Source organism: Sideroxyarcus sp. TK5, assembly GCF_054601595.1.
The window spans coordinates 133,485-143,721 of record NZ_BAAHSJ010000001.1 but is presented as its reverse complement, the minus strand read 5'-3'; the positions used below and the strand labels follow the sequence as shown (position 1 = coordinate 143,721).

At 57.6% G+C, this 10,237-nt stretch carries 9 protein-coding genes; 2 read left to right on the top strand and 7 right to left on the bottom strand.

Features of this window, described 5'->3' with window-relative positions; genetic code table 11:
* The first annotated feature begins 62 nt into the window (after nucleotides 1–62).
* Together ACYPYQ_RS00665 and ACYPYQ_RS00660 are read left to right on the top strand one after the other, a co-directional pair.
* Nucleotides 63–986, top strand: coding sequence for a class I SAM-dependent methyltransferase (locus ACYPYQ_RS00665; RefSeq protein WP_459717843.1), 924 nt, complete (start codon nucleotides 63–65; stop codon nucleotides 984–986).
* A gap of 11 nt (nucleotides 987–997) precedes the next feature.
* Nucleotides 998–1,837: a glycosyltransferase family 2 protein gene (locus ACYPYQ_RS00660; protein WP_459717840.1), complete on the top strand. Its 840-nt coding sequence runs from the start codon at nucleotides 998–1,000 to the stop codon at nucleotides 1,835–1,837.
* A 43-nt stretch (nucleotides 1,838–1,880) separates the two neighbouring features.
* Here the strand turns inward: ACYPYQ_RS00660 and ACYPYQ_RS00655 are convergent, their stop codons facing one another.
* From ACYPYQ_RS00655 to ACYPYQ_RS00625, 7 genes are all read right to left on the bottom strand, one after another.
* Nucleotides 1,881–2,627: a glycosyltransferase family 2 protein gene (locus tag ACYPYQ_RS00655; protein ID WP_459717837.1), complete on the bottom strand. Its 747-nt coding sequence runs from the start codon at nucleotides 2,625–2,627 to the stop codon at nucleotides 1,881–1,883.
* The gene (locus tag ACYPYQ_RS00650) at nucleotides 2,628–4,463 is read right to left on the bottom strand and encodes a polysaccharide biosynthesis protein (RefSeq protein ID WP_459717835.1); all 1,836 of its coding nucleotides are present in this window, start codon (nucleotides 4,461–4,463) and stop codon (nucleotides 2,628–2,630) included. It abuts the gene before it with no gap.
* Nucleotides 4,460–5,437, bottom strand: a complete 978-nt coding sequence (locus tag ACYPYQ_RS00645) for an MraY family glycosyltransferase (RefSeq protein WP_459717832.1) — start codon at nucleotides 5,435–5,437, stop codon at nucleotides 4,460–4,462. The genes ACYPYQ_RS00650 and ACYPYQ_RS00645 overlap by 4 nt, the downstream gene beginning before the upstream one ends.
* Before the next feature lie 424 nt (nucleotides 5,438–5,861).
* Nucleotides 5,862–6,992, bottom strand: coding sequence for a non-hydrolyzing UDP-N-acetylglucosamine 2-epimerase (wecB, locus tag ACYPYQ_RS00640; RefSeq protein WP_459717829.1), 1,131 nt, complete (start codon nucleotides 6,990–6,992; stop codon nucleotides 5,862–5,864).
* Complete coding sequence (locus ACYPYQ_RS00635; RefSeq protein WP_459717826.1) at nucleotides 6,985–7,995, bottom strand: polysaccharide biosynthesis protein; 1,011 nt, start codon at nucleotides 7,993–7,995, stop codon at nucleotides 6,985–6,987. The genes wecB and ACYPYQ_RS00635 overlap by 8 nt, the downstream gene beginning before the upstream one ends.
* A 158-nt stretch (nucleotides 7,996–8,153) precedes the next feature.
* Entirely contained in the window at nucleotides 8,154–9,008 is an 855-nt protein-coding gene (locus tag ACYPYQ_RS00630; protein WP_459717823.1) for a dTDP-4-dehydrorhamnose reductase family protein, read from the bottom strand.
* Nucleotides 9,005–10,237 carry a glycosyltransferase family 4 protein gene (locus tag ACYPYQ_RS00625; protein ID WP_459717820.1) on the bottom strand — a complete coding sequence of 411 codons (1,233 nt, stop codon included), beginning with the start codon at nucleotides 10,235–10,237 and terminating at the stop codon, nucleotides 9,005–9,007. The genes ACYPYQ_RS00630 and ACYPYQ_RS00625 overlap by 4 nt, the downstream gene beginning before the upstream one ends.

The window sequence follows — 10,237 nt, the reverse complement described above, 5'->3', positions numbered from 1 at the left end:
TGAACAGTATAGCAAGCGAACCCCGCCTTACATGCGACCTGTGCGGCTCCGCAGGGGATGTGGTGCAATCCGGCATCCGCGATCCGGATGGCAATCTCGATGGCAGATGGAGCTTCCGGCGCTGTGCCGATGCGGCGTGCGGCACCTATTGGCTTGACCCCGCCCCGCCGCCGTACGAGTTGTGGAAGGCCTATGCGACTTATCACACGCACACCCGCAATAGCGCCGGCCGTTTCGGCAAGACGATGCTCAGCCTCGCCCACCGTTTCATCAAGCTGGGGCTGCTTCCGCTTTGGATCGTTAATGGCATGAAGCGCGAGGCCGACTATCTGCGCTTCATGACGCTGCGCGATGAGCCGGACGGCAAGCTGCTGGATGTCGGTTGCGGCGGCGGACGCTTGCTCAACCGCATGAAGAAACGCGGCTGGCAAGTGGAAGGCACGGATTTCGACGCGCAGGCCGCGCAACGCGTCGCTTCCCGCTACGGCATCAAGACACATGTCGGCGACCTGCCCCAATGCGCGCTGCCCGATGACAGTTTTGATGCGATCGTCATGAGTCAGGCCATCGAGCATCTGTATGACCCCAAGGCTACCTTGCGCGAATGCCTGCGCATCCTCAAGCCGGGCGGCCTGCTGGTGATGACCACCCCCAATGCACACAGCATCGGTGCCGCCGAGTTCGGCGCCAGTTGGCGCGGCTGGGAAGCACCACGGCATTTGCATCTGTTCACGGTCGATGCTTTGCGCAACCTGACGCAACAAGCCGGCTTCGAGATTGCCGAAGCCACCACTTACTCTGCAGGCTCCGCTGTGGTGTATCGCGTCAGCCGCGAGATACAACTGGGCCGCGTCGCATCATGGTTGGATCAGCTTGCCGCGCTGGTCTGGAGCTATCGCAAGGAGCTGCATGAGTTCCGCGTGCAACGACACGAGCCGCTGACCGGACAGAACGTGCTGATCCGCGCCCGCAAACCGACCCACTGACAGGACCGAACATGTTCTCCATCCTCATCCCCACCTGGAACAATCTCGCGCTGTTGCAACTATGCGTGCGCAGCATCCGCGACAATTCCGCCTTCCCGCACCAGATCATCGTGCATGTGAACGACGGCAGCGACGGTACGCTGGACTGGGTGCGCGAACAGGGACTGACGCATACCGCGTCGCCGGACAACATCGGCATCTGCCTGGCGGTGAACGAAGCAGCGATGCATGCCACACAGGACTACATCCTGTATCTGAACGACGACATGTATTGCTGCCCCGGCTGGGATACGGCGCTGGTGGACAAGCTCAAGCAACTGGATACCGACCTGTTCATGCTGTCCGGCACCATGATCGAGCCGCGCGAGACGAACAACCCCTGCGTGGTGGTGGGCGACTACGGCACCGAGGCGCACATGTTCGACGAGGCGCGCCTGCTGGCCGACCTGCCGAACCTGCACAAGGCGGACTGGCTGGGCGCGACCTGGCCGCCCACGCTGGTGAGCAAACGCTGGTGGTTCAAGGTGGGTGGTTACAGCAGCGAGTTCTCGCCCGGCATGAGCAGCGACAACGACTTCTCCATGAAACTGTGGCATGCAGGCTGCCGCGTGTTTTTCGGCGTGGGCGATTCCTTCGTGTATCACTTCCAGTGCAAATCCACCGGCAAGGTGAAGAAGAACGACGGCGGACGACAGTTCCTGATGAAGTGGGGCATGCGCCAGTCGGTGTTCGACCGTTATTACCTGCGGCGTGGCCAGGTGGCTAAGGGATTGAAGTTGGATGAGCCGGAGGATACGCGCGAGTTGCGCTGGCAGTTGCTGCGCAGCAGGTTGAAACGGGTGTTGGGTTAGCTCTGTCATTCCCGCGCAGGCGGGAATGACAGAACAACCGGGTTTATCGTTGCGAATTCAGCGCAGCCAGCTTGCGGTATTTGAGCCAGGTGGTACGCGCGTTCATCATGGCGATGCCCCAGCCTGCGCGCCCATCCAGCATCCCCATTCGAATCATCCAGGTGCGCACGAACGCCCAGCCGGCACTGAGCGCGGCACGCAGCAAGCCGGTGCGCTTGCCAGCGGCATGCATCTGCTGCGCGGCGGCATCCGAGTAATGCGCCACTTTGCGTTCCACATCCGCACGATCCAGATAACTGTAGTGCAACAACGGTGATTTCAGCTTAGCGCTGCGCCCCTCCAGTTGCACACTCTCGTGTACCAGACTGTCGGAGAACCTGCCCTTGCCGCGCTTGAACAGGCGCAGCACATAGTCCGGATACCAGCCGCTGTGATGGATGAAGCTGCCGCAGAATTGCGACAGGCGCGGGCAGTAGTACCCCTCCGCCGCGCCCTCGCGCATGGCTTGTTCGAGTTCCGCGCGCAGTTCCGGCGTGACGCGTTCGTCGGCATCGATGGAGAACACCCAGTCGCCGCTGGCATAATCGAGCGCGCGGTTCTTCTGCGGGCCGAAGCCGGGCCAGTTGTGTTCATACACCTGCGCACCCATGCTGCGCGCGATGGCGACCGTGTCGTCGCTACTACCGGAATCGACCACGATGCGCTCGTCCGCCCAGTCCACGGATTCCAGGCAGGCGCGGATGTTGGCAGCTTCGTTCTTGGTGATGAGGATGACGGAGAGTGTAGCCACTCAATGTCCGTTGCCTGTGGGCGCATATTCCGGCACCCATTGCCGCATTTTCTGGCGCACCTCTTCATCGGAGGACTGCACATCGGAGAATATCCAGGCTTTCAGTTGCGCCAAGGCCGCCTCGTCAGCCGAACGTACCCTTGCGATACGCAACTTCGGATGAGGTGTCGGCAAGGTCTGCTCATTGTCGGCCAAAACTTCTTCGTAGAGTTTCTCACCCGGTCGCAAGCCGGTGAATTCAATACGGATATCGTCCTCGTTCAAACCCGATAGCCGAATCAATTCCTTGGCCAGATCGACGATCTTGACCGGCTCGCCCATATCCAGCACGAATATCTCACCGCCCTGCCCCATGTAACCCGCCTGCATTACCAACTGTGCCGCTTCGGGGATAGACATGAAGAAACGATTGATCTCGGGATGCGTGACCGTGATCGGGCCACCTTTGGCGATCTGCTCGCGGAATTTAGGGATTACGCTGCCGTTACTGCCCAGCACATTGCCGAAACGCACGATGACAAAGCGCATGCCTTCTTGTCTGGCCAATCCCTGACACACGATCTCGGCCATGCGTTTGGTCGCGCCCATCACGTTCGTCGGGTTGACTGCCTTGTCGGTCGAGATCAGCACAAACTTGTCCGCGCCATGCTTTTGTGCACAAGTCGCCACCTGCCATGTTCCCAGCACGTTATTACGCACGGCCTGCCATGCATTATGCTTCTCCATCAGCGGCACATGCTTATAGGCCGCAGCATGGAACACCACACTCGGCTTGCATTGGGCAAATACCTGATCGACCCTCAACGCATCGCGGACATCACCGGCAAGATACTCGATATCCAAATACGGGAATTTGCATTGCAGCTCCTGTTCGATGTTGTACAGCGCGAATTCGCTAGACTCAAACAGCACCAACTTGCCGGGCGCAAAACGCGCGACCTGACGGCACAACTCGGAACCGATAGAACCGCCCGCGCCCGTGATCAACACCACTTTACCCGTGAGCTGTTGATGCAAGCCGGCATCGTCCAATTGCACCGGATCGCGCCCCAGCAAGTCATCCAGCTCTATCTCGCGCAACTGGGAGACAGAGACGCGGCCGCTGAGCAGATCATCGAAGGCCGGCACAGTCAGCGCCTTGACGCCAATTTGGTTGGCCAGATCAATCACATGTTTGCGCTGCTGATGCGAAGCGGACGGCATCGCTACGATGATCTGGCAAACCTGCAACTTCTTCGCCCAGCGTGCAAGATCATCCACACCGCCCAAAACCTTGATTCCGTTTAAAGACTTGCCATGCTTGGATTTATCGTCATCCAGAAAGCCCACCGGATGCCAGTCCCGACTGCTCTCCAATTCTCTGACCAAGCCCACGCCCGCCCTGCCGGCACCCATGATCAACACCGGCTCACCGCGCAGATGGAAATTCCCGTAAAGCAGATTCTCTTTCCACAAGCGGTATAACAAACGGTCTCCACCCATGATCACCAGCAACAAGAGCGGATAGATGATCAAGATCGAGCGCGGGATCACTACATCGATACGGAAAAGACTATGCGCCAGCGGGATCAATGCCGAAGCAACAAGGATCGCCAGCAGGATGCGGCGAAGATCGGCGATGCTGGCATAACGCCAGATGCCGCGGTACAGACCAAAACTCCCGAAGACAGCCGCCTGCAATGGGATGACCCAGATCAGAGTGCGCCACATTTCCTCGCTGAACGACTGCGGCATCTCGAAGTTGAATCGCAGCAGATATGCAAACCACCAGGCAAATGCTGCCGCGGTCACATCATGGAAAACTGCAATGCCTGTGTTGATGCGCGACCTGATCATTTTTGCTCCCGCATATTGAAGCGTCTCCAGTTGCGGTCCAGAACCGCCATAACACCGCCATATACTCCCGCCCAAATCAGTAGTAGCCCCCAGGGCAGGGCCTGCTCCTTAAACAGCAACGCCGACGCACCCACCGAAGCCATCAAGGCGTATTCGACCAATGCAAGTTTGCGGTGTCCCCACCCCATCTGGATAGCGCGCTGATAATAGTGCTCACGATGAGCCTCGGTTACTTTCGCACCGCGCAGTGCGCGCTTGAGCAGGGTCACACTCGCATCAACGATAAACGGTGAAAACACCAGCAACGGGAACCACACAGGCCAGCATCCCTGCTGCCAGCCCCACAAACCCATAGCGGCAACCAAGAAACCCAGCGGGATAGAGCCGGCATCTCCCATGAAGATTTTGGCCGAAGGAAAATTGAAGTAAAGGAACGCCAGCGCTGCAGCACTGATCGCGAAGTTCATCATTGCAAAGGGTTCGTTATTCGCCAGCAGCGCTGCGATACCGTAGCTGGAGAATCCAAACAGCGCCATGCCGCCCGCCAGACCGTTCGAGCCATCCATGAAATTGTAGAGATTGGTCAGCCATGCAGTGAACAATAGCACCGCCAATGCCAACAATGCACTTTCCCGTTCAAACAGGCCGAGTCCCGCGATCAGAACAGCCGACGCAACGAGTTGCACCAGCAAACGCCATCGCACCGGCAAATTGCGGATGTCGTCGAGCAATGAGACTGCGATCAAACCCAGCAGCGGCAACAGCAACCACCAGAACAACAGCGAGTTCAACATCATCCAACTGCCGAGCACGCCGGCCATCAATCCCACCCCCCCGATGCGCGGGGTAGGCGCCGTATGCAAAGACCGTTGGTTAGGGATGTCCTGAAATTTCTTGCCAAAGCTGCTGGAGAGGATCGCTGCGATTGATACGAAGGTCAGCAGAAAGGCGGCAAGAGGAGAGTAATGAATCATAGATCGGTATTTCGATACCACTCCGCCGTCGCTTGCAACCCCTGCTGCAAGGTATAGGGCGGTGTCCAGTTCAGTTCGCGGCGGATTTTAGCACTATCAACCTGTAACGACCTCATCATCCGCTCGGCTTGCGCATGTATTCCAGTCAGTGCCCCAGCCCATTCCAACAATGTGGAAGGACTGGGAAAAATACGCGCCGAATCCCCAATCCCCCCCCCCCCCAAGCCGGCGCAACAACCCGGGAGAAGAGATATCCGCGCCTTCACGTTCCACATACCTAGTCGCAACAGCATGCGGCGCACAGGCACAGACAGCGATCACAAATTTTACGGAGTTGTTCAGAGCGGCGCGCACCGCACCGCCGAAAAAGCCGTTGAAACCTCTTTCCAGCATGAAAGTCTTTGCTTTAGTACAGCCGGATCGCTCAATTGGGCTTCGACCAAACAGTACGGTTCACATAATCGACGTAGCTCATCACGATACGCAGCAATTGCTTGGATACCGGACCGCCTTCATAGTCCTCCACCCGTCGCATCACGCGCTTCGACTTGTCGTGCTGTGAGACGATGACGCGCACCGCATCCAGTACGCGGTCTTTCTTCAAGCCGCTCATGATCAGCGTACCGACATCCATGCCCTCCGGGCGCTCGTGCGCGTTACGGATGGTGATGGCGGGCAGGTTGAGCAAAGAACCTTCTTCCGTGATCGTGCCGCTGTCCGACACCACGCACAGCGCCTCCATCTGCAACTTGATGTAATCGCAGAAACCGAACGGCTTGAGGAACTGGATATGCGGATTGAGCGCTCCCAATTCCATCGAATCCAGGCGCTTCTTGGTGCGCGGGTGAGTGGAGACGATCACTGGGCAATCATAGGCCTCTGCCAGCGCATTGAGCGTATCCACCATGTTCGCCATGTTCTCGGGACTGTCGATGTTCTCTTCACGGTGCGCACTGACGATGAAGAACTTGTTCGCCGTCAGCCCCATGCGTTCCAGGACGTCCGATCGCTCGATCTTCGGCATGTAGTAGTCCAGCACCTCGCGCATATGCGAGCCGGTCTTGATGATCGTCTCGGGACGGATGCCTTCTGCGATCAGGTAGCGACGCGCATGCTCGGTCAGAACCAGATTGATGTCGCTCAAATGATCGAGCACCTTACGGTTCAATTCTTCCGGCACGCGCTGGTCGAAGCAGCGGTTACCCGCCTCCATGTGGAACACAGGAATCTTGCGTCGCTTGGCGGAAATGACCGCGAGGCACGAGTTGGTGTCACCATACAGCATCACCGCATCGGGCTTTTCCTTTTCCATCACCGCATCGGATTTCTCGATCACGCGCGCGATAGTCTGCGCGGCGTTATCACCCACGGCTTCAAGGAAGTGATCCGGTTTGCGGATGCCCAAGTCTTCAAAGAACAACTGGTTCAGTTCGTAATCGTAGTTCTGCCCGGTGTGGACCAGGATATGGTTGGTGTGCTGGTCGAATTCCGCGATCGCCCGGCTCATCTTGATCAGCTCGGGACGCGTTCCAACAATGGTCATGACTTTAAGCATTGAGTTCTTCCTTGATGTAATCCAGTTTCAATAGCAACTGCTTCACTTGTTCAACAGTCAGCCTATGGGTGTTGTGCGACGTGTAATCATCCAGATGGGATATCTTCTCCTCGCCCTCGCTGAAGTACTTCGCGTAATTCAGGTCGCGATTGTCGGCGGGGATGCGGTAGTAGCCACCCATGTCCTGCGCATGCGCCATCTCTTCGCGCGAGATCAGGGATTCATACAGTTTCTCGCCGTGGCGGGTGCCGATGATGCGAACCGCGCTGTCGCTGTTGAAAAGCTCCTTCAACGCCTGCGCCAGATCGGCCACAGTCGATGCAGGCGCTTTCTGCACGAAGATGTCGCCCTGCTTGCCGTGCTCGTAGGCGTACAAAACCAGATCGACGGAATCTTCCAGCGACATCAAAAAACGCGTCATGTTCGGATCAGTCACTGTCAGCGGCTTGCCTTCCTTAAGCTGGGAAACGAACAAAGGAATGACCGAACCACGCGATGCCATCACGTTGCCGTAGCGCGTGGAGCAGAACACCGTCTCGGTCTCGCGCTGCATGCGCGATTTGGCGACCACCAGCTTCTCAGCCATCGCCTTGGAGATGCCCATCGCGTTGATCGGGTAAACCGCCTTGTCGGTGCTCAGCACCACCACGCGCTTGACGCCGCAGGCGGTGGCCGCGTTCAGCACGTGCTCGGTGCCGATGACGTTGGTGCGCACCGCCTCCATCGGGTAGAACTCACACGAAGGAACCTGCTTCAGAGCCGCCGCGTGGAACACATAGTCCACACCCCGCATCGCCTGATGCACGCTGTCATAGTCGCGCACATCGCCGATATAGAATTTCAACTTGCTATTGTTGAGCGCGATGCGCATGTCTTCCTGCTTTTTCTCATCGCGGCTAAAGATACGGATCTCGCGCACATCGGTCGAAAGGAAGCGCTTAAGCACGGTGTTACCAAAAGAACCCGTGCCGCCGGTAATCATCAATACTTTGTCTTTGAACATAAGGGGCCTTTGCTAATCCGTCATTCCCGCGCAGGCGGGAATCCAGCGATTTTATTCAACATGCCTTTAAGGATTGTCTTTGCTGCGCATTAAATAGTTTATTTGATTGGGTTCCCGCCTGCGCGGGAACGACAAAACCATACTTGCTCAACGTTTTCCTAATTATATGCATGCATCCTCTCGATCAATTCCGGCCAACCCGGAGCGACATACCCGGTCGCCTCGCGGAAGCGCGTCGCATCCAGCGAACGGTCGATCACCAGCCTGTCATCCGACTCGATCTCGATCTGCTTGCCATAGACATCGGCGATCAACTTGAGCAGATCGAACTTATTGATCGCCTGCGCGGCCACGTGATACAAACCTGAAAGTTCCGGGTTCGGGATCACCACATCGCGCATCACCTCGGCAAAGACCACTGTCGGCAAACCGGAAAAAACGGCGCGATTATAGCCTTTGCAACGCCCTTCCTGCGACAGGAACCACTCCAGCAAGCCATATTTTGTTTCAAATTCATGGCCTATCGTCGAGGTGCGCAAAGTCACCGTATGCGGGTAAGTCACCTCCCCCAGCGCCTTGGATTTGCCATATACATCGCGGGCATCGGCAAAATCCTCCTCGGTGTAATTGCCCTTTCCACCCGAAAACACGCAATCCGTGCTGACATGGATCAAACGCGCGCCTGCAAGCTTGCACAGCCCGGCCAGCCGGTGCGGCATCAGCGTATTGATCGGGATAGAGACCAGCGGGTCTTCGGCTTCCGGCTTGTGCTTGGTCAATCCGGCACAATTGATCACCGCGTCGGGCCGTATCGCATCCAGCACCTTGGCCAGCGCATCAGGATGCTCGACATCCACGCCTTCCACGATACGTTCCGCGATATGGGACGGAAAGAATCTTTTCGCATCGCCATTGCGAACTGTGCCGCTGACCTGCCATTCCTTTTTTTCGCTCAACACGCGCAACACCGTGCTGCCTATCATGCCGCTTGCCCCGATCACCAGAACCTTCATTGCATACTCTCTTTCTTCTGTACAACCCCGCGCAACTCGTCGATCAACTGATCGACAAGACGCTCATGATCATAATGCTCGTAAAAATAAGCCCGCCCGTTGCGCCCCATCTCATCCCGCTCCGACTCGGACATCTTATAGAGTCCCAAGACCGCTTCCGCCAATGCCTGGCCGTCTTCCGCCTTGACGCCCACACCCGCCCAGGCTTCCACCACCAGCCTGGCCCCCTCGCCCGGCAAACAGGCGATGATTGGTCTTCCTGCAGCAAGGTATGCCTGCACCTTGTTCGGCACGGTCGCCGCAAAGATCTCGCGATCCGCCAGCGTCACCAGCAAAGCCGACGCCTTCTGCATGAATCCCGGCATCGTCTCCACGGGGAACCTGCCGGGCAAATGCAGATTCGTCAGTTTGCGATCCGCCACCTGCTGCAGCATCCACTGCCTGCAACTGCCATCCCCCAGCACCACGAATTGAATGTCCTTGTGCTCCTTGAGCAAAGTGGCCGCTTCGACGATCACCTCGACACCCTGCGCCGCGCCGATGTTGCCCGCGAACATCACGGAAAATCCCCCCTCAAGCCCCGGCACCTCCGGCGACTTGCCCGTCGCGGGCACGGCGAAGCTGCCATCAACCGAATTAGGGTAATACTTTATCGGCGTGCCGGATGCCAGAGCGCGGACCGGCTCGACAAAAGCCCTGGACTGGACCAGTAGCAGATCAGCATGGCGATAGATAAAACGAACGACCTGCTCCACGGCCCACAGGATGAGACGATTGCGCACATAGCCCGTCGCCGACAAACTCTGCGGCCACAGATCCTGCACCCAGATCACGACCGGCACCCTCTTCAGCCAGCCGAGGAACAGGGCCGGCAACGCCAGCATCAACGGGGACAATCCATAGACGAATATCACATCATATTGCTTGCCGCGCTTCAGCCATGGCCCGAAGATCAAACCGGACACAATGAAGGACAGGTAATTCAGCGCCAATCGAATGCTGCTGTTCTTGCCTCGCGGAAACAACGGTACCCGGCTGATATTCGCGCCGCAATACTGCTCGCGCTGGCAACCGCCCATCCGGTAACCCGCAAATATCTTCCCTTCCGGATAATTTGGCTTGCCCGTCAGGACATCCACATGAATGCCCTTCTCGACCAAAGATTTGCTGACTTCGTTGATACGAAATCCCTCCGGCCAGAAATATTGGCTCACAACAAGGACACGCAC

Coding starts and splice junctions, on each gene's coding strand:
- ACYPYQ_RS00645 (WP_459717832.1), bottom strand. CDS start 5,437: ATGATTCATTACTCTCCTCTTGCCGCCTTTCTGCTGACCTTCGTATCA.
- ACYPYQ_RS00650 (WP_459717835.1), bottom strand. CDS start 4,463: ATGATCAGGTCGCGCATCAACACAGGCATTGCAGTTTTCCATGATGTG.
- wecB (WP_459717829.1), bottom strand. CDS start 6,992: ATGCTTAAAGTCATGACCATTGTTGGAACGCGTCCCGAGCTGATCAAG.
- ACYPYQ_RS00660 (WP_459717840.1), top strand. CDS start 998: ATGTTCTCCATCCTCATCCCCACCTGGAACAATCTCGCGCTGTTGCAA.
- ACYPYQ_RS00630 (WP_459717823.1), bottom strand. CDS start 9,008: ATGAAGGTTCTGGTGATCGGGGCAAGCGGCATGATAGGCAGCACGGTG.
- ACYPYQ_RS00635 (WP_459717826.1), bottom strand. CDS start 7,995: ATGTTCAAAGACAAAGTATTGATGATTACCGGCGGCACGGGTTCTTTT.